Genomic DNA, 23,924 nt, shown 5'->3' on the forward strand with positions numbered 1-23,924 from the left:
CTGACTCGGGCACCCCGAGCAGTACGTACCCAGATGGCATCAGCCAGATGTCCAAGTCGTCAGACAACCCGCTGAAACGCATTCTCCGTGCCAATCAGATTAGCTAGTTTATTTGCACCCTCATGCTAAGCAGTCAGTGATACCGCTTTTACGTATTAGGTATCGTTATGGCGACTGCCCGGCTTTTACCACGCGAGCGTGTGCCTAAATGGGGTCTGAACGCATCACTCGGCGCTTAGCCCTATGATATTGACCCTATGATATCGGCCAAGCCTCCTGTCTTATTCCTGGCGCTTAGCGCCTAGCTTTCATGAGCAATTTTCTAACACACCGATGAATCTCACTGAACTCAAGCAAAAAACCGTTCCCGAGCTGCTCGATATCGCCCGTGAAATGGGCATCGACAACCTGGCCCGTTCGCGCAAACAGGACATCATTTTCGCCATCCTCAAGAAGCATGCCAAAAGCGGCGAGGATATCTATGGCGACGGTGTGCTGGAAATTCTTCAGGATGGCTTCGGCTTCCTGCGTAGCGCCGACAGTTCGTACCTCGCCGGACCGGACGATATCTACGTATCGCCTTCACAGATTCGTCGTTTCAATCTGCGCAAGGGCGACTCCATTTCCGGCAAAATTCGTCCGCCCAAAGAGGGCGAGCGCTACTTTGCGCTGCTCAAAGTCAGCCAGATCAACTTTGATCGTCCGGAAAATGCCAAGCACAAGATTCTCTTCGAGAACTTGACGCCGCTGTTTCCGAACGACCGTCTGCGTATGGAGATCGGCAACGGGTCGACCGAAGATCTGACCGCCCGGATCATCGATCTGACCGCGCCCATCGGTAAAGGTCAGCGCGGCCTGCTGGTGTCTCCCCCGAAAGCGGGTAAGACGCTGATGCTGCAGAACATCGCGACCTCGATCACGCGCAATAACCCCGAGTGTCATCTGATCGTGCTACTGATCGACGAGCGCCCGGAGGAAGTCACCGAGATGTCCCGCACCGTGCGCGGTGAAGTGGTCGCCTCCACCTTCGATGAGCCGCCTGCCCGCCACGTACAGGTAGCCGAAATGGTCATCGAAAAAGCCAAGCGCTTGGTTGAGCACAAGAAAGACGTGGTGATCCTGCTCGACTCCATCACTCGCTTGGCGCGTGCTTACAACACCGTCGTACCCAGCTCTGGCAAGGTGCTCACCGGTGGTGTGGATGCCCATGCACTCGAGAAGCCGAAACGCTTCTTTGGGGCGGCGCGTAATATCGAAGAGGGCGGCAGCCTGACGATCATCGCCACTGCGCTGGTCGATACCGGCTCGAAAATGGACGAAGTCATCTTCGAAGAGTTCAAGGGCACCGGTAACATGGAAGCGCACCTTGACCGCAAACTGGCGGAGAAGCGTGTCTTCCCGGCGATCAACATTCGCCGCAGCGGCACTCGCCGTGAGGATCTATTGGCCTCTGAAGATGAAATGCAGCGTATGTGGATTCTACGAAAACTGCTCAACCCGATGGAAGATACCGCAGCCACCGAGTTCTTGATCGATCGTCTGAAAGACACCAAGACCAATCTCGAATTCTTCGAAGCCATGAAGCGCCGTTAAGGCGCTCCAGGGTGGCGGTTCCGCCAGACAGCCGGGTTGAGGAGAGGGCATTGAAGTACAACGATCTGCGTGACTTTATCGCAACGCTGGAGGCGCAGGGTGAACTTAAGCGCATCACGGCCGAAGTAGATCCCTACTTGGAAATCACCGAAATCTGCGACCGCACGCTGCGTGCCGGTGGTCCTGCACTATTGTTCGAAAATGTGAAGGGTCACGACATGCCGCTGTTGGGAAACCTGTTCGGCACCCCAAAACGGGTCGCGCTGGGCATGGGGCAGGATTCGGTCGAGGCGCTGCGCGAAGTGGGCAAGCTCTTGGCATTTTTGAAGGAGCCAGACCCGCCCAAAGGGTTAAAAGACGCTTGGGACAAATTGCCGATCTTCAAGCAAGTGCTCAGCATGGGGCCCAAGAGCGTCAAGCGTGCGCCGGTTCAGGAAGTCGTTTACGAAGGCGATGACGTGGACTTGGGGCGCTTGCCGATTCAGCACTGCTGGCCGGGCGATGCGGCACCGCTGGTCACGTGGCCGCTGGTGATCACCAAAGGCCCCCATAAAAAGCGCCAAAACCTGGGCATCTATCGCCAGCAAAAGATCGGCAAGAATCGCCTGATCATGCGCTGGCTCTCCCATCGCGGCGGCGCGCTGGATTTTCTCGAGTTCCAAAAAGCCCATCCCGGCGAACCGTTCCCCGTCGCGGTGGCGTTAGGCGCCGACCCGGCGACCATTCTCGGTGCGGTGACGCCCGTGCCGGACACGCTCTCCGAATATGCCTTTGCAGGCCTGCTGCGCGGCTCGCGCACCGAGCTAGTGAAATGTGGCCATGCGGACCTCGACGTGCCCGCCTCCAGCGAAATTATCCTGGAAGGGTTCATCTATCCGGATGACATGGCGCCAGAAGGGCCGTTTGGTGACCACACTGGGTACTACAACGAGGTGGATCACTTTCCCGTTTTCACTGTGACACGCATGACCATGCGTCGCGACGCCATCTATCACTCCACGTACACTGGCCGCCCCCCCGATGAGCCTGCCATTTTAGGTGTGGCGCTCAACGAAGTGTTCGTGCCCATCCTATGCAAGCAGTTTCCTGAGATCGTCGACTTCTACTTGCCTCCGGAAGGGTGCTCTTACCGCATGGCGGTCGTCACCATGAAGAAGCAGTACCCCGGTCACGCCAAGCGCGTGATGATGGGCGTATGGAGCTTCTTGCGCCAGTTCATGTACACCAAGTTCGTCATCGTGCTGGATGACGATGTGGATGCACGCAATTGGGAAGATGTGATGTGGGCGATCACCACGCGTATGGACCCTGCTCGAGACACCGTCATGGTCGAAAATACCCCCATCGACTACCTCGACTTTGCGTCGCCAGTGTCTGGGCTTGGCTCCAAAATGGGACTGGACGCGACCAATAAATGGCCCGGCGAAACCGACCGCGAGTGGGGGACGCCCATCGTCATGGACGAAGCGGTGAAAACCCGTGTCGACGAGCGCTGGGGCGAACTGGGCATTGATATTCCGCTACCCACACCGCGTCATGGTTAAGCGGATGTGTGGGGCCGAACGACTTTCCACAAAGAGGCTTTCATGAGCGCTACGTTAACGTGCAAAACGCTAACCTGCCAAGTCACCGCCGTCGAGGACCTCAATCCCGACGTGTTCCAAGTGACGCTTGCCGGTCGCGCTGAGGCAATGCAGCATGCGCCCGGTCAGTACCTCGAGCTAATGCTGGACGAGGCCACGTGGGTGCCCTTCTCGATTGCGAGCTGCGACAGAGGCGACGGCACGCTGGAGTTACAGATTCAGCACTGGCCCGAGCGAGATAACTCCCAACGTCTACGCCAGCTGCTACAGGTGGCGAATCAGCTCACCGTTCGTTTGCCGAGCGGAGAGTGCGTGTTGGATACCCAGAGTGAGCGTCCGCTACTGCTGATTGCCGCAGGGACGGGGTTCGCCCAGATGAAGGCCATCGTCGAGGCTGCCCTGCGTGACCAGCCCACACGACCCATTTCGCTATGGTGGGCAAACCGTGAGCACCGTGACCTGTATGCCGAAGACCTCGCCTGCGCATGGGCACAGCAGCATGACCACATAGCGTTCCATGCCGTTACCGAGTTTCCGCTCACCGAGCCGCTCGCTTCTGGAGAACGCATCGTCCATCACCAAGGTCGCGTCGACTTGGTGTTGGAGAGTGAGCTTGCTAAGGCCCCCATCCAGCCAAGCGACTGCGATGTCTACCTCTCGGGCTCGCCCGGCATGGTGTACGCTTGCGTGGACGTGCTGGAACGTTTTGGGGTGAGCAGTGCGCAAATGTTTTCGGATGTGTTTGCCTACGCTCCTCGGCCTCACTAAAATGATTGATCACTTTTAGTGTACGGCTTAAGCCGTCAACTCGATCCGCTATTGAGGAGGCTGTCATGGCCCATCACGACGACAATTTCAAAGACGATTCTGGCATTCTGCCGATCATACTGGGCATCGTGGTCTTGGTCGGTATGAGTGCACTGCCCGCCACGATTGGTTGGATCCAAGCGTTCGGCAGCTAATCACTTGCTCATGGGCAACCCGCACGCAAATTCTCGGTTGCCATTTGGCGCCTGCGCAGGCAGGATAAAGACAGTTCGTCATTAATCGATTGAGGAAGCCCCATGCTACACGGCACGCTGTCATCAAGCGTCACCGCCAAACCGGAAACGGTGGCGTGCGCTTGGGCGAGCGTCGGTGTCACTCAATTCGGTTACTATGCAGCGTATTGGTTTAGCCACGGTGTGCCCCTGGCTGACGCTTAGCGTCGCGCCAGCAGGCACACCGCTCCGGTTGCCTGCCGCATGCAAAGAAGCCTCGGTGGGTAACTCCACCGAGGCTTCTTTCGTTTTACGCAACCACAATTCATACGTCATTCATTCAGGAGCTGCACCATGTCTTACCGCGCACACTTTATCGCTAGTCTGAACGCCATCCGTTATATCGGCTATGGCTATGGCTGGCGATTTAGCGTCGCGCGGTCGGTGCTAGCTGCCACCTCCGACCGTGCCCATTTGGGTGGCAAGTTGGTGATGCGATGTCACGCGCTATGCCCTACGAATTCGGAGAGTTAACTGATGAATGCCCCTATCCATACTGCCAATGCTGCTTGCCCCACGACTGCCCCGGCTTCCTCGCTCATGTCTGCAACGGCTCTGCCGCTACCCGCTGAGCTGCGTCAGCGGGTGAGTGTGAACAGCACGCTCCTTTCCCAAATCGATCAGCAGCGCCAAGCGGTGCAGCGTATTCTCAACGGGCATGATGATCGCCTGCTCGTCGTGGTAGGACCCTGCTCCATCCACGACCCGGATGCTGCCCTGGAGTACGCGGATCGTTTGGCAGCGCTCAGCGACGAGGTGAGCGAACGGATTCTGCCGGTGATGCGGGTGTACGTTGAGAAGCCGCGCACTACGGTCGGTTGGAAAGGGCTGGCCTACGATCCCGATCTGGATGGTAGCGGTGATATGCCGCGCGGTATGACACTATCTCGTGAATTGATGCACGCCGTCGCCTCCCGCGGCCTGCCGATAGCCACCGAGCTATTGCAGCCGATGCTGGCCCCCTACCTGGATGACCTGCTGAGCTGGGTGGCGATTGGGGCGCGCACCACGGAGTCCCAGCTACACCGTGAATTGGCTAGCGATCTCAGCGCTGCCGTAGGCTTCAAAAATGCCACCAGCGGTGACGTGCAGGTAGCCATCGATGCCATGCAGGCGGCGGCCCACTCCCATCAGCGTTTTGCCATGGATAGTCAGGGCCGCCCGATCATGCAGGAGACCGCAGGCAACCCACACACCCATGTGGTATTACGCGGTGGTCACGGTGAACCTAATTACCAAGCGCACCATGTGCGCCGCGCCGTGAATACGCTATGCGAGGCGGGCCAGAATCCGCGCTTGATGGTGGACTGTAGCCACGCCAACGCCCGTAAGGATCACCGCCGCCAAAGTGAAGTCATGCTGGACGTATTGGCTCAGCGTCAAGTGGGCGACGCAAATTTGGTGGCATTGATGCTAGAGAGTCATTTGTACGAAGGCAAACAAGCGTTGACGCCCAGTGCGCTACGCTACGGCGTCTCGGTCACTGATGCCTGCGTCAGCTGGGAGACCACCGAGCGCTTGCTGAAAACCGCCGCGGAGCGACTGACCTAGCGCGTTGACTGACCCGGCCAGCCCCGTATCATAAGGACTCCTTTCGATCACGAGGTTGGCCATGGCCTTTACCCTTGAACAGCACGACCCTGCTACGTACCGTCGCAAAGCCCGTATCATCAGCGTGGCAATGGCCGGGCAACTGATCATTTTTGGCCTGCTGTTTTCCATGCTGCTCACCGCTACCTTTGGAAGCAGCATCTGGCTGAACGCGCTGGGCGTTCTGCTGGGCCTGCTCGCCACCAGCGCCATGTTCGCTGCGCTCAGAGAGCGCCCGTGGATGGCCGAAATGCGCTACGTTTGGCAGCTCAAGCACCACTTGTCGCGCATTAGTAGCTATCTGCAGCCGCTGCGCCGTGCGGTGGAACAGGATAATCGTTTAGCGCTGGATATTCTGACCTTCTACCACCAAGGCATGGCTCAACTGGCAGAACTGAACGGCCGCACCACCGATGACGATGCCGAACGGCTCGCAGAAAAAATGCAGGTCAAAGTAAAGCGTGACGAACTAGGGCTACCCAAAGAGGTAGCTACGTTCGACCCGCACGACCTGAGCGCTTTTAAGAAGTAAGTGGTGTAATAAGCCATGAAATGAGGGATTCGATAGGGAGCACGTTCGATGAAGGCTAATACGGCATCACTACGACTCGCCACCGCGGTAGCGACCGCGATACTGCTGGGCGGCTGCGCCACCAGTGCGCCAGTCGATGAGCAGCCAGTGAAAACCACCGTGCAGAGCAGCGCGCCGCTGCTGCCTTCGGTGCTGTTTCCCGGCAGCGCCGAGCGTTTTCAGGCCTGGAACTGCCAACCAGCCAATCAAGACTTGGTCACGGCCGTCAATGGGAACGAGTTACGGCTGTGGTCGTTGCACGGTGCGTGGCGATTGCCTCAAGCCGTAGTGGCCAGCGGTGCCCGTTATCAGGATGGCGATATCAGCTTCTGGAATCGCGGCGATCGGGCGCAAATCGAAACGCCGCGAGGGCAGCTACAATGCCATCAAGGGGTTCAGCGGGAGATTGCCACGCGTGGCAATCTCCCGGGTGTGATGTTGTTAGCCCGCGGTAACGAGCCCGGCTGGACGATCGAACTGGCGAACGATGCGCCCGTCATGACCTGGACCACTAATTACGGCAGCGACACGGCGACCATGCCCTATATGGTCAGCGTGATGGATAACGACGCGGGCCGGGTGGTGATCGAGAATGCCAACGCCGAGCAGTTTTTCCGCGTACGTATTGAATCAGGTGCCTGTTTCGACGACATGAGTGGCGAACCCTATCCTGCTCGCGTGACGTTCACCATTGATGGCGAACAATATAAAGGATGTGCACAAGGCATTGCGCCGTAGCCTGTCATGGCCTTGTACGGCCATTAGCAGCGATAGAGGAACGGCTCTGCGCGCCACTGTGGCTCTACGTAGTCGCTGGCGCACAGGGCCGATACATCGCCGCCCGCCCGGGCGGCAAGACGTGCCAGTGTCGCCAAGTGCAGTCCTCTGGGGCTGCGTACTTCTTCACTGATCGCAACGGGTACCCAGCGATCGCCTTCTCGGGTTGCTAGGGTAAAGTTGAAAGGGTGAAAACCGGGAAAGCCTAGCCGAATGTCAGTGGCGATAAGCGTCTCTTGCCCATCGATGTGACGTGTCTCGAAACGTAAGAACGGCCCAGTGAACCATGTAAGCCGCTGGCCTAGCGGCCCCTCCAGAGCACTTGGCTCCAGCTCGACGTTACGACGCAACGGCTCCAAGGCTGGGGCCCGTTCACGATCGAACACGCTGATCAAACTCTCGTAATAACGATCATCGTCGATGACCGTCGCCCGCCATAGCGCGATGTTGAACGGCGTCGGTTGAATCAGTACAGGAGCCGTCTGTAAATCTGCGTCGGCCAGTGTCGGTGCAAGACGTTGCTCCACGCTCCACTTGGCGCCAGCCGCTGCTATGAGATAAACGCAGGAGATGGCTAGCCCCGCTCGGCAAGCGCTGTGTACCTTGCCGGAGACGCTGGCAATGGTGAGCGCTATCAGCAGCGGCAGCGTGTAAAAAGGGTCGATGATGAAGACGATAGGCCACGCGACCGGTGGCGCGTCCAGCGGCCATAGCAGTTGTGTGCCATAGGTGGTGAGCGAATCGAGCAGCGGGTGCGTCACCAATATCAGCGTAAAAAAGCTCCACCAGCGGCCAAACGAGATGTCCTGCGGTGGCGCGAAGCGAGCGCAGAGCACGGCTAGCAGCGTGGCAAGGCCCGTCAATACGAACAGGGAATGGCTGAAGCCACGGTGCTCGGTGACGTTGGCAATGGCGTCGCCATAATCCAGCGCTACGTCCAAATCGGGTAGAGTACCCAGTAGCGCACCTATGACGATGGCCTTTCTGCCCAGGCGCTTACCCAATACCACCCCTCCGACGGCTGCCCCAAGCGCTGCTTGCGTAATCGAATCCACAGACCTCTCCTCGACGAGCCGATAGCGAATCGTCATAGTTACTTGGCATGACGCACGAGATGCACAACCATGACATTATTGTACAGCACATCTATCTTCTATTTTAATGTGGCACTCTTGTCTATGTTTTGAGGGTGCCACATGACCCGCGCGACAACGTGCGCTACGGTTTTACAGGATATAATTACCCTTTTTCGATGAAGAGGAAATGACATGCAGTTTTTACATACCATGGTACGTGTCAGTGACTTGGACGCCTCGCTTCACTTTTATTGTGAGTTGCTGGGCCTCAAAGAAGTGCGCCGTAAAGAGAACGAAAAAGGTCGCTTTACACTGGTGTTTCTCGCCGCACCCGACGACGAAGCCCGCTCCGAGCGCCTTACTGCCCCCGAGCTCGAGTTGACCTACAACTGGGACCCGGAAGAGTACACGGGTGGCCGTAATTTCGGCCATTTGGCCTACCGAGTCGACGATATTTACGGCCTTTGCCAGAAACTTCAGGATAACGGCGTGACCATCAACCGTCCGCCCCGCGACGGCCACATGGCGTTCGTGAAGTCGCCCGACGGCATCTCTGTCGAGCTGTTACAAAAAGGCGATGCATTGTCTCCCCAGGAGCCTTGGGCCTCCATGGAAAACACGGGTAGCTGGTAAGTCGCTGGTAAAACGCATAAGGAGTACGAACAAGGTGAAAGGACAAACCCGCCATATCATCATGGGAATGGGGCTTGCGCTGCTGCTGAGCGCTTGTGGCAGCACACCGCAGCAAGAGCGAACGGATGTACCGCAGGGCGGCACGCTCTCTGGGCCGGTAGTGGAGCAGCGCTGGAACTTACTGCTGGTAGGGACCGATGAGCGGCTCTCCATGCCCGAGACACCGTTCTTTCGCATTGGACGCGACGGGAAGGTTAACGGCTCTGATGGCTGCAACCAGTTCACCGGTAAGGTGAGTTTAGGTGAAAGCCAACGCATCTCGTTTAGCGAGCTGGCCTCTACCCGAATGGCGTGTCCGAACATGGAGGGCGCCAAGCGGGTGACTGATATGCTAGATAATGCCTATCGGTATTTGATCGACCATGACCGGTTAGTGTTCTTCGGACCAGATAGCCGCGTCCTCGGCGGTTGGCGAGAAGCTAACTAAGCCGCTATCGGCTTAGTCAGTAAAAGGCGGATTGAAGCGGGCAAGAAAGCGCGCATCGATCCGCTGTTTCCATTGCCATACCCAGCGGCCCGAAAAGCCTATGGACCCACGGCTGGCAATCGCGTGGCCGTCGCCGGTGCCAATCAGTGCTAGCACGCGACGCGGAGGCTGCCACGGGGTGAGCGTTAAACCGTGGCAGGCGGCCCGCAGATTCTCTGCTAATGCGGGGCCCATACGCACCGCATAAACGCCTGCCTTAGGGAGTGGGGAGGAGCGCAGCGCAGCGCAGTCGCCAGCGGCAAAAATGCCGCGCTGGCCAGTCACTTGAAGCGCCTCGTCCACAGAAATAAAGCCTTTCTCATCCAGCGGCAGCGCCGTTCGTTGCAGCCACGTTTGGCCCACGGCGCCGGTCGCCCAGAGTACGATATCCGTCTCGATGTGCTCACCAGTGTCGGTTTGCACACCGCCAGGTACCAAGGCGCGCCCCCGCACTCCTGTGAGGACGCGCACGCCCGCGCTTTTGAGCGCCCGCGCCGTTAACCAGCGGGGCAGCCAACCCGCCCCCGGCAGCAGCGTCTCAGCGGCGCTGATCAGTGTGCCTTTCCAGTGAATGTCCGGGCGCTGTTGTCGAAGCCGCGCGAGGACACTCATCAGCGTCTCGCAACCTGCTGCGCCACCGCCAACGCTCACGACGTTTTGGCGTGCTCCGGCTGGCAGCTTAGCCACCTCTTCGCGTAATGCTTGCCAGCGATGGTGCAAGGAGCTGAGCGGACGCATGGCCAGCAGCGTCGGCAGCGCATTTTTCTCGACACTCTTCTCGATACTTTTCTCGGCACTCGCCTCGCGATTTTCATTACCTTTAGGAGCAATGACTTGCGGTAACGTTAGCGTCGAGCCGACGTTGAAGGAGGCCACGTCAAACGCCACTACGCTCCCATCTGCCAGTGTTATCTGGCGCTCGCTCGTACTGAGCGCCACGGCGGGAGACGCGATGAAGTGAGCGCCTGCGCGCTTACAGAGTGCCGCAATATCCATCTGCGTCTCCCTTAGCGTGCACTCCCCGGCTAACCATGCAGGCACGCTGCCCGAGTAGGCGGCAAATCGGCTATCGCTCACCACGGTGATCGACACCGTTTTATCCGGCTGTAAGGCAAACGCCTCCAGCACGAAGGCGTGGGCGTGGCCTGCACCGATGAGCAGTAATTTCTGCATGTTGCCTCCTTGAACGAGCGATGAGGCGCCGCTGCTGAGCGTTATTCGCCTATGACCACCCGATTTTTGCCGCTTTTCTTGGCCAGGTACATGCCGTGGTCGGCGCGTTCCACTAATTGACGCACGGTATCGCCTGACTGTTTGGCTGTAAGACCTATGCTGATCGTGACGGGGAACGGTAGTTTGAAAAACGTCGTCGAGACGATGCTACACAGCCGCTGTGCAAGAGGTAAGCTGGTCGTGATATCCGTCTCCTGAAGGATGATCAAAAATTCTTCGCCTCCCCAGCGGCCAAGATGATCCCCTTCGCGTAGTGTGTCCTGCACAACGCGGCTGAGACGCCCTAATACGTCGTCCCCCACTGAGTGGCCATAGGTGTCATTGATTTTCTTGAAGTCGTCGACATCGAACAGGACGACAGAGAGGGTAACGTCCGAGCTGATGAGGCGGTTCAGGACCATGTTTTGGTGTAGTGGCGGTTCCAGCACTGGGTCAAGGGGTCCAGGCGGGCGAGCGCTTGCAGCCGCTGATTGGTCTTCGTCAACTGCTGATTGAGGTAGGCAACCTCTATGGCGGTAATCGCCACGGCGATGTCGTCGGCCAGCTCCCTCACCATGGAGGCCTCTATCGGCAGCCAATCAGTCACCGGGCCGGAGAGAGAGCAGGGCTGTTTGAGAGGGGATGTGTGACGAAACAGCAGTAGCCAACATGGAGCGCAGCACGCGATGTCCAAGCGGGCCACCAAGCCACCCTGACACAGGCCATCAAGCTCGAGTGTGCCGCTGCTCAAGGCCTCGTTGGGTAGTGTGTCGAGCGCATCGAGAAGATGCCGTTCAGGAGGGCAGTCGCCCAAGCAGTGAAGCTGACGGTGCCTCATCAAGGCAATGCCCTGGGCATCGAAGAGTTGACATAGGCGCTCCCCATGGTGCTGGAGGATTTGTTCGATACCAGCAAAGCGTCTGATATCGGCGGCGAGTTGTTGGCGGTAACATGTCAACTTGGCCCGTTGCATAGTCAGCTGCTCTACTTTTAGTAGGCGCAGCCGCTGCGCCGCCATCATGACGATCAAACTGCACCATTTTGAAGAAGCCGCGTGACGCGAGGCGGGGTGGGCGACATAGCCCCATGTTCCCGCTTCTCCTTTTAATTCATAATACTGCAACCTGGAGGCTGCCAGAGCATCGAGCGAGCAAATGGACGTTAGGTGGGGATAGGCCTCTAGCGGACACGTGGGTGGAAAACCATAGACCAAACGTAGCTTCAGGGCCTTGGTACGATGGTAAACGAGGATGGGGGTTTGACGGGTGGCTTTATGAAGCGTGTAAGCGATCCGTTCGAAGAGTGCTGTTGGCGTCGGTGCTTGGCTAATCGTTAGCAGGGAGTCGTAAAGCTCGTCGCGCTCATGACAAAGAGGTTGCTCGCTCATCCTGAATGACTCCTCAATACATGAGATAACACGTCCATGTTGGCCAAAGGCCGAGCGTCACGTCACATCGAAATTGAATTAACGATTCAACCAAAAGGTAAATCATTATTCAACCATTATTGAATAATCGATTCACATTGGCGGCATGAATGAAAAAATCATGTTTGCCGAGCGCCTGAAATCCTCCATGCAAACGGCAGGGTACGACACGCGGCCCTCTGTGCTGGAGCGTGAATTCAATTTGCGCTACTGGGGAAAACCGATCACCTTCCAGGCCGTCAGGCGCTGGTTGCGGGGAGACTCGATTCCAAGTCAGGAAAAGCTACAGGTACTGGCGCGTTGGTTATCGGTCACGCCCCATTATCTGCGCTATGGCGGCACCGAAGAGAATGCGGTCAATGAGCCGTCAGGGCCGTGGCAAACCCCGCTCACGAGAGAAGAGCGTCATTTGCTGGCCATGTACAAGACGCTGCCGCCCCCTCAGCGTCAAATCGTCCATGACGTGGTAGAAACGTTTGCCAAAGCCTATGGTGATTCGCCGGCAGGTGCCGAGCGCGAATGACTGCATGGGCGAAAGGCTGTCATCGCACTCGGTCTTCTTAGCCCCGGCGCCAGTCGAAATAGCGCTTCAACAGATCCAGTACCCGCTCCGGCTTGTGAGCGTTTTTCCATACCCCAGCGGTGGCTTTGGTCGCTTCGCCCAGGGTGGGGTAAGGGTGAATGGTGCCGAGCAGCTTATTCAGCCCCAGCCCGTGCTTCATGGCGATGGTGAACTCGCCCAGCCACTCACCGGCGTTTTCCGCCACGACCGTTGCTCCCAAAATTTTGTCTTTGCCGGGCACGGTGAGCACTTTGATAAAGCCCTCGGGCGCCCCTTCGGCAATGGCGCGGTCGCTGTCACTCATGGCGTAGCGGGTCACTTCAAAGGCCACACCCTTGGCGGTGGCCTCTTTTTCGTTGAGCCCCACCCTGGCCACTTCCGGTTGCACGTAGGTCACGGCGGGCATGAAGCGGTAGTCCACTGCGAAGCTCTTTAGCTCGCCAAACAGGGCGTTCACGGCAGCGTGCCACGCTTGGTGGGCTGCGGCGTGGGTGAGCTGGTAGGGGCCGGCCAAGTCGCCACAAGCCCAGATGTTGGGCAGGCGCGTCTGCAGCCGCTCGTTGAGCGCCAGCGTGCCGATATCCGTGGTGGTAATTCCTAGCGCTTCCAGCCCTAACCCCTCCACGTTGGCCTGACGGCCTGCGCTCACCAAAAGGTAATCGAACGCCAGAGTATTGCGCTCACCCTCGTGCTCGATCACCAACTGATGCTCACCGTCCGTTTGGTTCACCTCCAGCGCTTTCGCGCTGGTCTTCACCGTTACGCCCTCTTGGGTGAGGGTGCGCTCCACGTGCTCGCTGACCTCGTTATCCTCTCGGCCCAGTAACTGTGGCGCGCCCTCGACCAAGGTGACCTGGCTGCCCAGACGGGCAAAACTTTGGCTGAGTTCGCAGCCAATCGCCCCGCCGCCAAGCACTACCAACCGTTTGGGCAGTTCGGTGAGCGACCAGAGGTTTTCAGAAGTGAGCAGCGGCGCGTGCTCGATACCGGGTAGGGGCGGCACGCGGGGGCGCGCCCCGGTGGCCAGCACGATATGGCGAGCGGTGAGGGTTTGTTCACCCACGCGAATTTCCCACGGTGATACCAGGGTGGCGTGCGCTTGATACACCTCCACGCCAAGCTGGGTGTAGCGCTCGACGCTATCGTGGGGCTCGATATCACGGATGGCCTGATGCACATGCCCCATCACCTTGGAGAAATCCACGCGGGGCTCGCTGGCGCTCACGCCAAAGCGGTGCGCCGTGCGAATGTCATTGGCCGCACGAGCCGCCCGGATCAATGCTTTCGAGGGGACGCAGCCCGTATTGAGACAGTCGCCGCCCATCTTGTGTTTTTCGACCAGGGCCACCTTGGCCTTCACGGCGCTGGCGATATAGCTAGTGACTAACCCCGCCGAGCCGCCGCCAATCACCACGATGTCGTAATCGAAGCGGCTAGGGCGCGTGAAGCCTTTATAGGCGTTGCGCTTTTGCACCAACACCGCAATGCGCCGGGCCACCCAAGGGAACACCGCCAGCAGCGCAAACGAGGCAATGAGCCCAGGCGAAATAATGCCGCTCAGGCTTTCCAGCTCGCCGAGCTGGCCGCCCGCATTCACGTACACCGCCGTGCCGGGCAGCATGCCCAGCTGGCTCACCCAGTAAAACGTGGTGGTTTTAATCCGCGTGAGCCCCATGACGAGGTTGATCATGAAAAATGGAAAAATGGGCACCAAACGCAGGGTGAACAGATAAAACGCGCCATCCTTCTCGACGCCCCGGTTCACCGTGTCGAACTGGCGGGGAAAGCGTTTTTCGATGGGCTGCCGAAACAGAAAACGGGAAAGCAGAAAGGCGAGCGTCGCGCCGATGGCGCTGGCAAACGAGATGATGAGCAGCCCCCAGCCCAATCCAAACAGTGCGCCCCCCAGTAGGGTGAGCAGGGTTGCACCGGGGAGTGACAGGGCCGTCATGACCACATACACCGCAAAGAACATACCCGCCACCTGCCAAGGCGATTGCTGAAAAGCTGCCTGAAAATCGCTGCGGTAGGTTTGCAGGGTGTCCAGCGTGAAAAACGAATGGGCGCCGCTAGCGTAGAAGCCAATCACGGCCAATAGCAGTAGGGCAATAATCAGCAGGCGCTGACGGTTCATGGCAGGCTCCTTGGAAAAAGGGGGGCTGACTCAGTGCTCAAATGGAGGGGTTCCTTACACATTGGCGTGGCGCTGCCGCTGCCAGCGCTGCCAATCTTCGGGGCGGTCGATGTCCCACATGGTATCCGGATAGGCCGCTTCCAGTCCCAGCGTTGCTAGGCGCGCTTGGGTCACGCTCAATACCCGTTCGGTGCCCCAGGGAATGTCTGCAAACAGGCTGGGATAGTCCTGGTGGCTGCCAATCAGTCCGTAACCGCCATCCTCGGCCGGAAGAATCACGATGGCAAAGGTGCTCAAGGCGGCTCGGCAGCGCTTTAGCATGGCATGGGTAATGCTAGGGCAGTCGGTGCCCATTACCATCGCAGGGCCGTCGGTACTGTTCAGCGCATGGCGAACACGCCTGCCCACGTCGCCCTGCTGCTGGGCGGCCAGGGAAATACCGTGTTGGGCCTGAAGCTCTAAAAAGAGCGGGTGGCGGTGATCTAACGAGGTCCACAGCGTGACGTTCTCCGCCCCCAGCGCTTCGCAGCCGGTGGCTACACAGTGACGCACCATGGCTGCGTGGGCGTCGGCGGCGCCCTCTGCGCCCAAGCAGGGGATCAGACGCGTTTTGGCCTGCCCCGGCAGCGGTGCTTTGGCCAGCAGGTGCAGGTGGGGCGCGGCGGGCTTAACGTGCATCGCGGTACTCCTTAGCCAATTGCGTGGCGCTGACACCGCGCCAGTAGCGGTAGCGTAGCCGCCACATCAGGCGAATGGTGGGCCAAGCGCCGAACTCGTCCCAGCGCCTGCCCGAGCTTATCACCTTCTGGCGCAGGCAGGCGGGGGATGAATGGGCCTTCAGCCGTTTGCTGAGTTCGATGTCCTCCATCAGCGGCTGATCGGGAAAGCCGCCCAGTGCGAAAAACGTGTCCCGGCGCACAAAGATGCCCTGGTCACCGGTGGCGATACCACTGAGTCGCGAGCGTAGGTTCATCAAGCTCGCGACCACTGGCAGCCAGCGGCTTTTGCCCGCGAGCTGAATATCGAACCGCCCCCAGGCGTGTTGGGCAAGCGCCTGCTGTAGATTCGTCACCGCACGCTGCTCTTTGTCGGGCGGTAGTCGAGTATCGGCATGCAGAAAGAGCAATGCCAGGCCGCGGGCGTGTTGCGCCCCCAGGTTCATCTGACGTGCGCGCCCAAGTTCACTCTTCAGGACCGTATCGGCGAGTGGCGCGGCCAAGGCCACGCTGGCATCGGTGCTGCCGCCATCCACGACGATGAGTTCAACGCCTGAGGCGCGCAGCAGCTGTAGCCGCGTGAGCGTTGCCTGAATACCGGCTGCTTCATTGAGCATGGGAATGATGATACTCAGTGACAAAGGCGTAGGGTGCGGATCAGCCAAGGGCAATGATCGGTCCTCCTGCGGCGGTGGCATCGGCGTCGTCATGGGTGACGAGTAGAGCGGGTAGGCCCGCTTCCCGCAGTTGACTGAAGACCAGCGCGCGCATCTCTTGGCGTAGGGTCGTATCCAGCTTGGAGAAGGGTTCGTCCAGTAATACGGCGCGGGGTTGGGAGAGCAGCAGCCGCATCAATGCCACCCTAGCCTGCTGCCCGCCAGAAAGCGTGGCCGGATCGCGGGCTTCAAACCCCGCAAGCCCTATCTGGTCGAGCGCCTTGGCAATCTGGGCACTTTTCTGCGGGCTTCTACGGGGCAGGCCAAAGCGCAGGTTGCCGCCGACACTCAAATGGGGAAACAGCAACGGGTCTTGAAACAGTAACCCCACGCCGCGCTGCTCGGCGGGCAGGTGTAGTATGTTGGTATCCCCAAGGCGAACCCGCCCCTGGGCGGTGAACGTGTTGGGTAAAAAACCGGCGATAAACGCTAGTAGCGTCGATTTACCAGAACCCGAGGGACCCATCACGGTGAGCACGTCGCCTGGGGCCACCGTTGCATCGACTGTCAACAGCAGGCGTTCAGCTAAGTGAATGCTTACTTGCTCGAGGGTCAGGGCGTTGGCAGCGTTATTCATGAGGTTCCTTATCCACAGGGCGTCTTAACCTTGGCGTTTAACGTTAAGAGGTGTGCGTCTTGGAGCGCCCAGCCACCTTGGCAAGGCGACGGCGATCATAAAGCCGACGAGCGGCAGGCCCGCTTGCACCAGCGCCCATACGCCGATTAAGCGGCGGTTTCCCCCGGAGGCCAGCGCCACGGCTTCGGTGGTCACCGTTGGGACTCTGCCTGCGCCTAATAGTTGGGTGGGTAAATATTGACCAATACTCACCGCCAAGCCCACCGCTGCGGCGGTGAGCAGTGGGGCAAGCAGGAGCGGTAGCCGCACGCGCCAAAACGCTCGGCGGCGAGAAACGCCTAATGATTGGGCCATGTAGAGCCAGCGCGGATCCAAGCGGCGATAGGCTTCCGCCAGCGAAAGATACACATAAGGCAATACGAACAGCAGGTGGCCCGCTACCACCAGCGCCAGTTGGGGGCGAATGCCCAGGCGCTCGGCGGCCACCACCAAACCGTATAAAAATGCGATTTGCGGGACTAAAAGCGGTAAATAGAGCAGCCAGAGCGAGCGAGTAGGGTGACGCTGCTGGCACTGCTCGTTTTCGAGCGTGGCGACGACCAGCACGGCCGCCACGCCGGTCGAAAGCAGGGCAATGAGTGCGGTATGGGCCAGTGGGCCAGCCAGCATGCTGACACTGCGCTGCCAGTGGTCGACGGTAAGCGACTGCGGTAGCAGCTCAGGAAAACGCCAGAACCCGGCCACCGAGAAGAGCCCAAGCCCCGCCAGCGAGGCCAGCGCGGCGGCGCTTGCCAGAGCAAGCCCTACGCGTCCGAACACACGAACGGCGGCGTCTCCCCGCGTGCGCTCGCCATTGATCAACCAGCGCTGGCCCAGCCTGCGGGCCAGCTGCTCCAACAGCCACCAGCTCAGCAGCGCGGCCAGCGTTACGCCCAGCTGCAGTACTGCCGCCGCCGACGCCATGAAGCGACGGGTGAGGTCGGGGTCGCTAAACCAACCAAGAATCGAGACGCTCAAAGTGGGCGGCAAGCGTGGCCCCAAAATCAGCGCCATATCCACCACGGAGGTCGCATAAGCAATCACTGCATACACCGGTAGGCGGATGAGTGGATAGAGCGACGGCAGCACCCCTTTGAGCCAAGCAACCGTGGGCGAGTAGCCCAACGATCGTGCCAGCCGCAGGCGCTGCTCGGCCTGGAGCTGAGGCAGTGCCGCGAGGCTCATTAGCAGCAGAAAGGGCGCTTCCTTCAAGACGAGGCCAAGCGTGAGCGCAAGCCCCCACGGATCGTTGACGATCAGCGCATCGGGGGGCGCCTCCCAGCCGGAGAGCCACGGGGAGATCAGTCGTGCCATCAGCCCAGAAGGCGCAATCAGAAAAGCAAAGCCAAACGCCACCGCCGCGTGGGGAATCGCCAGCAAAGGTGACACTAACCGGCGCAGGCTGCGGTCCAGCCAAGTGCCTTGGCTGGCAGCTAAAAACAGCACGACGATGAGCAGCGCTAACGCCGTACTGGCCAGGCCGCTGGCAAAACTCACCGCCACCGAGCGGCCAAGCCCCGGCTGTGCGAAAAGCATTTGCCAAGCAAAGAGGTTGGCCTGATCGCTCCCCAGTACCGGCAAGTAGCCAAAGGCGGGCAGTAGTACCATGCCAAGCCCCGCGGTGACGGGTATCACCAGCAGGGCAATGATCACGATCGGCGCTAGCCGTAGCATGGTTCAGTGAGTCGCACGCGACGAGGAGGAGTGCGCTTAGTTGACACCGTAACGCTCGAGCCAAGCATCCTGTAGGGCGTTCATCCAGCTAGGATGGGGTTCTGCCAGGGTGTTGGATAGCGCATCGACCGGCAGCGCCGAGGGATGATGGTCACCCTGCTCGAAGAGTGCCTGGTCGCTTGGCTCGAGCTGCTGAATGGCCAGCACGCTGCGGTCGCCCCACATGCTGAGCGACTGCTTCTGGGCCTGCGCTTCCGGGGAGAGTAAGAAGTTGGCTAGCGCCATCGCGCCCGCTTTATGCGGCGAGTTGTAGGGAATGGCTACGAAGTGCACGTTGCCTAGGGTGCCGCCTTCGAGTACGTAGCTGCGCACGCTTTGCGGCAGTTCATACTCCATCACCGCTACGGCAGCGTCGGTGGGGTAGAACGAGAAAGCCAGGCTAAGCTCACCGTCGCTCATCAGCGTACGAAGGTTGGGGCCGGAATCGGGAAAGCTGCGTCCACTGCGCCAGAGATGTGGGTGCAATTCGTCCAAGTAGGCCCACAGCGGCGCGGTGATCTCTTCGAATGTGGTCTCGTCGACAGGGGCATAGAGCGCGTCAGCTTGGTCGGTGAGCTCGATCAGCGCCTGTTTTAGGAACGTACTGCCGGTAAAGTCGGGGATACGCGGATAGCTGAACTGTCCAGGATTCGCTCTGGCCCAGGTGAGTAATTCCTCGATGCTTTGGGGCGGCGTATCGGTTTGGGCGCTGTCGTAGTAGAAGGTGATTTGCGCCTTTCCCCAGGGGGACTCGTAGCCTTCGGTGGGTAGAGTGAAGTCGGTGACGACTTCGGGATTCTCGTCAGGATAGGTAAGAGCGAAGTTCGGCAGCGACGCCGCAAAAGGCCCAAACAGCAGGTCTTGCTCACGCATGGCGGCGAAGTTTTCGCCGTTGATCCAAATCAAGTCGATGCTGCCATCGCTATCGTTGCCCGCCTGCTGTTCACCCAGCACCCGTGCCACGGCGCTGCTGGTATCGTCGAGCTTCACGTGCTCTACGCGAACGCCGTAGCTCTCCTGCATCTGCTCTGCGACCCAGGCAATATAGCGGTTGGTGCGCGCATCGCCGCCCCAGGCATTCCAGTACACGGTTTGGCCGTCGGCGGCGTCCAGTACGCTCTCCCACTCTTGCGGGTCGGGCGTGGCAACCGCAGGCGCGGCTAGGCTTATCAGAGCAAACGCCACGGCGGTGGCCAGAGCAGAGCGTGGTTTCATCGCACACCTCATCAAATCAGTTGGTTATAGAGCGGTTTGTAGGCACTGAAGTTCACTGTGAACATGGTCGATAATGGGCAGTGAGAGGTAGTGTTCCACGCGGTCGCGCACGTGGTCGATCACGGCGGCATCGGTGAGCTCCGCCGACCAATCCTCTCCCCGGCGCTCGCTATCCTGGCGTTGCAGGTGCTGAGCGCGCCACTTGGCACACCACGTCAGCGACCATAGCCACGTCGCGCGCCGACAGGCAATTAGCGTATTCACGCTGGGAAGCACGATATCAGGCGTGGCGGCCATGGCCGTCTGCCAGCGGCGATAGAACGCAATGACCTCGTCCAAGCTGAGCACCGCCTGGCTGTTAAGGTCCCAGGTGGTCGAGGTGTAGAGTGAGGTATGGGCTAAATCGATGCCCGGCAGTCCGTAGCGGCATTTTTCGAGATCGACGAGTATGGCGCGCCCCTGGTCCGTGACCAAAAAATTGCCGGGGTGGGTATCGAAGCTGATCAGCGTAGCGGCGGCGTCATCCAGCGTGCTGGGCAGTAAATCCAGCTCCTGTTGAATACGCAGATGAATGCTGCTGGGAAGCTGGGCGTCGTCGAGCCATTTTGCCTGCAGAGACACTTCTTCCACCATGGCTTGCCAAGGGGCTGTAGGGGCCAGTAACGGCGGGCGGTGGCGAGGCAGCGGCTGGCGGTGCAGGCTGGCGAGGGTGTCGGCAATGGCAGGCAGGTCCTGGGGAAGTTCGGCCAAGCGCCCGCGAATTGCCTCGACCAGCAGCGCGCCGCGTGGTAGCGACTCGCTGGGCGGTAGTACGCCCTGCAACCGAGGCGTATGTCCGCCTTGGCTGGCCCGTTCATAGCAGGCGGCTTGATAGGCCAAGTTCTCTTCTGGCGGCAGATTCATCTGGCTCTGTTTGGGCAGCCGAGCCACCCAGTCATCGGCGTCTCGGTGGATCCACACGTGGTCGTGTGCTAGGCCCGTATCCGCCATGGGCGTCAGCGAACGGTAGTCGATCTTTGCTTGCTGCAGCGTACTGCCCAATGCCTTCAGGCGCGCCTCAGAGAGTGTCGGCATAAAGCGTTCCGTGTGATTGACGAGAGGTCATGTCATGAATGGTCGACGCGTGCGACTGTCAGTCAGTGACAGCATGACGTTTAACCTTACACGGTTCGTCATAAAAAACGATGGCCATGCAGGTCGTCGCGTGAAAAAGGCGATGTAGATACGACAACGGCACCCAGTAGGTGCCGTTGTGAGACTGTCATGAGCGGGGGATTACATCGCGGCAATCTTCGCTTGCTGCTCTTCCAACAACTTTTTGGCGGACTGGTACTCTGCCAGTTTGCCGCGCTCCTTCTCGATCACGGCGTCGGGGGCTTTGGCAATGAAACCTTCGTTGCTCAGTTTCTTCTCGATACCGCCGATGAGCTTATCCTGCTTCTCGATCTCTTTGGCGAGGCGGGCAAGCTCCGCGTCTTTATCGATCAGGTCTGCCATCGGTACCAACACTTCCATATCGCCGACCAGCTGGGTGGCCGAAAGAGGGGCGTCTTCTGGGTTGGCCAGCCACGTCACGCTTTCCAGTTTCGCCAGCTTGGCCAGGAAGCGGCGGTTCTGCTCCAGGCGCTCGGCGTCCTCGGGCTTGCCTTTGGTCAGCAGCACGTCCAGCGGCTTACCAGGGGCGATGTTCATCTCGGCGCGGATGTTGCGCACGGCGATGATCACGCCTTTCAGCCATTCGATGTCGCGGGTGGCCTGCTCGTCGATCTTGCTATCGTCGGCTTCCGGCCACGCCTGGTGCATGATGGAGGCGCCGTCGCCCATGTAGGTGCCCGTCAGGGGAGCCACCCGCTGCCAGATCTCTTCCGAAATGTAGGGCATCATCGGGTGGGCCAGGCGCAGAATGGTTTCCAGTACCCGCACCAGGGTGCGGCGGGTGCCGCGTTTGGCTCTATCGCTGGCCGCCTCGTCCCAGAGGACCGGCTTGGAAAGCTCCAGGTACCAGTCGCAGTACTCGTTCCAGACGAACTCGTAAAGTGCCTGGGACGCGTGGTCGAAGCGGTACTCGTCCATGGCTTTGGTGACCTGCGCTTCGGTTTTCTGTAGCTGGGAGATAATCCAGCGGTCCGCCAGCGAGAGCTCCACTTCTTCTCCCAAGGCGCCACAGTCCTCGCCTTCGGCGTTCATTAGCACGTAGCGTGAGGCGTTCCAGAGCTTGTTACAGAAGTTGCGATAGCCATCCAGGCGGTTCATATCGAACTTGATATCGCGACCGGTAGTGGCTTGCGATAAGAAGGTAAAGCGCAGTGCATCGGTGCCGTGGGCTTCGATACCGTCTTTGAACTCTTCTTTGGTGGCTTTGGCAATCGCCTTGGCCTTTTGGGGCTGCATCATGTTGCCGGTGCGTTTTTCCAGCAGGTCATCCAGCGTTATGCCATCGATCAGGTCGATGGGGTCCAGCACGTTGCCCTTGGATTTGGACATCTTCTGACCCTGTCCGTCGCGCACCAGGCCGTGGACGTAGACGGTCTTGAAGGGAACTTCACCGGTAAATTTCAGCGTCATCATGATCATCCGGGCGACCCAGAAGAAGATGATGTCGAAACCCGTCACCAGCACGCTGGAGGGGTGGAAGGTTTCCAGCTCCGGGGTTTTTTCCGGCCAGCCCAGGGTGCCAAACGTCCATAGGCCCGAGCTGAACCAGGTGTCCAGCACGTCTTCGTCCTGGGTCAGCACCACGTCAGCGCCCAGGCCATGCTTCTCGCGGGCTTCCTCTTCACTGCGAGCCACATACACGTTGCCGTCGGCATCGTACCAAGCCGGAATGCGGTGGCCCCACCACAGCTGGCGAGAGATACACCAGTCCTGTAGGTCGTGCATCCAGGCGAAGTACATGTTCTCGTAGTTCTTCGGCACGAACTGAATGTCGCCTTTCTCCACCGCTTCGATGGCGGGCTTGGAGAGGCTCTCCACGGCCACGAACCACTGATCGGTGAGCAGCGGTTCGATGACATCGCCGGAGCGGTCGCCGTAGGGCAGGGTGTTGTTGACGCTCTCTACCTGAACCAGCAGGCCGAGGGCCTCCATGTCGGCGACGATCTGTTGGCGCGCTTCGAAACGATCCAAACCCGCGTATTTGGCTGGCAGGGTGGCGTCTTCATCGGGCTGCGGCTGACCTTTCAGGTCGAAAATTTCCGCCTGCTCGAGGATCGTCGCATCTTTGGTGAATACGTTGATCAGCAGGTGGTTCTGACGCTTGCCGACTTCGTAGTCGTTGAAGTCGTGGGCCGGAGTGATCTTCACGCAGCCGGAGCCTTTCTCCATATCGGCGTGCTCGTCCGCCACGATGGGGATACGGCGGCCTACCAGCGGCAGCTCGATGAACTTGCCGACCAGGGAAGCATAGCGCGCATCCTCCGGGTTGACGGCCACGCCGGTATCGCCCAGCAGGGTTTCCGGGCGGGTGGTGGCGACCACCACGTAATCCTTGCCGTCGTCGGTCTTGACGCCGTCGGCCAGCGGGTAGCGGAAGTGCCAGAAGCTGCCCTGCTGCTCTTTGTTTTCCACTTCCAGGTCGGAAATGGCGGTGTGTAGCGTCGGATCCCAGTTCACCAAGCGCTTGCCGCGATAGATGAGCTTCTCTTCATGGAGGCGCACGAAGACTTCTTGAACCGCTTTATAGAAGCCGTCGTCCATGGTGAAGCGCTCGCGGCTCCAGTCGACGCTGGCGCCCATGCGGCGCAGCTGTCGGGTAATGTGGCCGCCGGACTCTTCCTTCCACTCCCACACTTTTTCGATGAACGCCTCGCGGCCGAGGTCGTGACGGGTCTTGCCCTCCTCGGCGGCGACCTTGCGCTCGACCAGCATCTGGGTGGCTATCCCGGCGTGGTCGGTGCCTACCTGCCACAGGGTGTTGTTGCCCTGCATCCGCTTCCAGCGCGTCAGGGTATCCATGATGGTGTCCTGGAACGCGTGGCCCATATGTAGGCTGCCGGTGACGTTGGGCGGCGGAATCATGATCGAAAAGGGCTTGCCGCGGCCAGATGGGGCGAAGCGGTTATCGGCTTCCCAGCGTTCGTACCAGCGGGTTTCGATCTGTTCGGGTTGGTAGGTCTTTTCCATGGGGAGTCGGCTCACGGCTTGCAAAAAATGGTGGCAAGTATAGCGCGAACGCCCTGCGCTCGTCAGGGGCGTTGCGCTTTGCTCGTATGGGCGCTCGATTCGG

Annotated in this window: 24 protein-coding genes; 12 read left to right on the forward strand and 12 right to left on the reverse strand. The window is 59.6% G+C overall.

Annotation, left to right across the window (positions count from 1 at the left end):
* Positions 1–333: 333 nt before the first annotated feature.
* From rho to MHM85_RS06505, 9 genes are all read left to right on the forward strand, one after another.
* Entirely contained in the window at positions 334–1,593 is a 1,260-nt protein-coding gene (gene rho, locus MHM85_RS06470) for a transcription termination factor Rho (RefSeq protein ID WP_139528331.1), read from the forward strand.
* Between the two features lie 50 nt (positions 1,594–1,643).
* On the forward strand, positions 1,644–3,137 hold the full coding sequence (gene ubiD / locus MHM85_RS06475; protein ID WP_139528332.1) for a 4-hydroxy-3-polyprenylbenzoate decarboxylase: 1,494 nt from the start codon (positions 1,644–1,646) through the stop codon (positions 3,135–3,137).
* Positions 3,138–3,179: 42 nt separating this feature from the next.
* On the forward strand, positions 3,180–3,944 hold the full coding sequence (locus MHM85_RS06480) for an NAD(P)H-flavin reductase (RefSeq protein ID WP_139528333.1): 765 nt from the start codon (positions 3,180–3,182) through the stop codon (positions 3,942–3,944).
* A 65-nt stretch (positions 3,945–4,009) separates the two neighbouring features.
* Entirely contained in the window at positions 4,010–4,138 is a 129-nt protein-coding gene (locus MHM85_RS18380) for a hypothetical protein (protein ID WP_255303977.1), read from the forward strand.
* Between the two features lie 102 nt (positions 4,139–4,240).
* The gene (locus tag MHM85_RS06485; RefSeq protein ID WP_176558259.1) at positions 4,241–4,381 is read left to right on the forward strand and encodes a hypothetical protein; all 141 of its coding nucleotides are present in this window, start codon (positions 4,241–4,243) and stop codon (positions 4,379–4,381) included.
* 129 nt (positions 4,382–4,510) lie between these two features.
* Positions 4,511–4,690: a hypothetical protein gene (locus MHM85_RS06490; RefSeq protein ID WP_139528334.1), complete on the forward strand. Its 180-nt coding sequence runs from the start codon at positions 4,511–4,513 to the stop codon at positions 4,688–4,690.
* Positions 4,691–4,693: 3 nt separating this feature from the next.
* Complete coding sequence (locus MHM85_RS06495) at positions 4,694–5,767, forward strand: 3-deoxy-7-phosphoheptulonate synthase (protein WP_219862713.1); 1,074 nt, start codon at positions 4,694–4,696, stop codon at positions 5,765–5,767.
* 61 nt (positions 5,768–5,828) lie between these two features.
* Positions 5,829–6,338, forward strand: a complete 510-nt coding sequence (locus tag MHM85_RS06500; RefSeq protein WP_139528336.1) for a DUF3087 family protein — start codon at positions 5,829–5,831, stop codon at positions 6,336–6,338.
* Positions 6,339–6,386: 48 nt separating this feature from the next.
* Entirely contained in the window at positions 6,387–7,115 is a 729-nt protein-coding gene (locus MHM85_RS06505; protein ID WP_219862715.1) for an MliC family protein, read from the forward strand.
* A gap of 23 nt (positions 7,116–7,138) precedes the next feature.
* On the opposite strand, the gene MHM85_RS06510 is transcribed toward MHM85_RS06505, so the two are convergent.
* Positions 7,139–8,209, reverse strand: coding sequence for a metal-dependent hydrolase (locus MHM85_RS06510; RefSeq protein WP_239285339.1), 1,071 nt, complete (start codon positions 8,207–8,209; stop codon positions 7,139–7,141).
* Positions 8,210–8,422: 213 nt separating this feature from the next.
* Between MHM85_RS06510 and gloA the strand changes: the two genes are divergently transcribed.
* A complete protein-coding gene (gene gloA, locus MHM85_RS06515) occupies positions 8,423–8,863 on the forward strand; it encodes a lactoylglutathione lyase (RefSeq protein ID WP_139528339.1) in 441 nt (146 codons plus the stop codon).
* 67 nt (positions 8,864–8,930) lie between these two features.
* Positions 8,931–9,350 (forward strand): META domain-containing protein, encoded by a 420-nt coding sequence (locus tag MHM85_RS06520; RefSeq protein ID WP_239285361.1) that lies wholly within the window; start codon positions 8,931–8,933, stop codon positions 9,348–9,350.
* A 12-nt stretch (positions 9,351–9,362) separates the two neighbouring features.
* Here MHM85_RS06520 and MHM85_RS06525 read toward each other — a convergent pair whose 3' ends face one another.
* Genes MHM85_RS06525 through MHM85_RS06535 form a run of 3 tightly spaced genes read right to left on the reverse strand, consistent with a single transcriptional unit; the run spans position 9,363 to position 11,988 of the window.
* Entirely contained in the window at positions 9,363–10,562 is a 1,200-nt protein-coding gene (locus MHM85_RS06525; RefSeq protein WP_219862720.1) for an FAD-dependent oxidoreductase, read from the reverse strand.
* Between the two features lie 41 nt (positions 10,563–10,603).
* Positions 10,604–11,023, reverse strand: a complete 420-nt coding sequence (locus tag MHM85_RS06530) for a GGDEF domain-containing protein (RefSeq protein ID WP_239377690.1) — start codon at positions 11,021–11,023, stop codon at positions 10,604–10,606.
* Positions 11,014–11,988, reverse strand: a complete 975-nt coding sequence (locus MHM85_RS06535; RefSeq protein ID WP_239285335.1) for a hypothetical protein — start codon at positions 11,986–11,988, stop codon at positions 11,014–11,016. Before MHM85_RS06535 ends, MHM85_RS06530 begins: the two co-directional genes overlap by 10 nt.
* A 160-nt stretch (positions 11,989–12,148) precedes the next feature.
* Between MHM85_RS06535 and MHM85_RS06540 the strand changes: the two genes are divergently transcribed.
* Entirely contained in the window at positions 12,149–12,550 is a 402-nt protein-coding gene (locus MHM85_RS06540) for a helix-turn-helix transcriptional regulator (RefSeq protein ID WP_239285333.1), read from the forward strand.
* A 37-nt stretch (positions 12,551–12,587) separates the two neighbouring features.
* On the opposite strand, the gene MHM85_RS06545 is transcribed toward MHM85_RS06540, so the two are convergent.
* The 8 genes from MHM85_RS06545 to MHM85_RS06580 form a co-directional block, all read right to left on the reverse strand.
* Entirely contained in the window at positions 12,588–14,723 is a 2,136-nt protein-coding gene (locus MHM85_RS06545) for a bifunctional TVP38/TMEM64 family protein/FAD-dependent oxidoreductase (protein WP_219862724.1), read from the reverse strand.
* 54 nt (positions 14,724–14,777) lie between these two features.
* Entirely contained in the window at positions 14,778–15,401 is a 624-nt protein-coding gene (locus tag MHM85_RS06550; RefSeq protein ID WP_219862726.1) for a TIGR04282 family arsenosugar biosynthesis glycosyltransferase, read from the reverse strand.
* Positions 15,391–16,110, reverse strand: coding sequence for a TIGR04283 family arsenosugar biosynthesis glycosyltransferase (locus MHM85_RS06555; protein WP_275443345.1), 720 nt, complete (start codon positions 16,108–16,110; stop codon positions 15,391–15,393). The genes MHM85_RS06550 and MHM85_RS06555 overlap by 11 nt, the downstream gene beginning before the upstream one ends.
* Positions 16,097–16,732 (reverse strand): ATP-binding cassette domain-containing protein, encoded by a 636-nt coding sequence (locus MHM85_RS06560; protein ID WP_153843468.1) that lies wholly within the window; start codon positions 16,730–16,732, stop codon positions 16,097–16,099. The genes MHM85_RS06555 and MHM85_RS06560 overlap by 14 nt, the downstream gene beginning before the upstream one ends.
* A 24-nt stretch (positions 16,733–16,756) precedes the next feature.
* Positions 16,757–18,445 (reverse strand): ABC transporter permease subunit, encoded by a 1,689-nt coding sequence (locus MHM85_RS06565; protein ID WP_219862728.1) that lies wholly within the window; start codon positions 18,443–18,445, stop codon positions 16,757–16,759.
* A 36-nt stretch (positions 18,446–18,481) separates the two neighbouring features.
* The gene (locus MHM85_RS06570) at positions 18,482–19,699 is read right to left on the reverse strand and encodes an ABC transporter substrate-binding protein (RefSeq protein ID WP_219862730.1); all 1,218 of its coding nucleotides are present in this window, start codon (positions 19,697–19,699) and stop codon (positions 18,482–18,484) included.
* A gap of 24 nt (positions 19,700–19,723) precedes the next feature.
* Positions 19,724–20,773: an aminoglycoside phosphotransferase family protein gene (locus tag MHM85_RS06575; RefSeq protein ID WP_219862733.1), complete on the reverse strand. Its 1,050-nt coding sequence runs from the start codon at positions 20,771–20,773 to the stop codon at positions 19,724–19,726.
* Between the two features lie 201 nt (positions 20,774–20,974).
* Positions 20,975–23,821, reverse strand: a complete 2,847-nt coding sequence (locus MHM85_RS06580) for a valine--tRNA ligase (protein ID WP_219862735.1) — start codon at positions 23,819–23,821, stop codon at positions 20,975–20,977.
* Between the last annotated feature and the right edge of the window lie 103 nt (positions 23,822–23,924).

Origin of the sequence: Halomonas sp. McD50-4 (genome assembly GCF_022348135.1) — a bacterium.
Lineage (GTDB): Bacteria > Pseudomonadota > Gammaproteobacteria > Pseudomonadales > Halomonadaceae > Vreelandella > Vreelandella piezotolerans.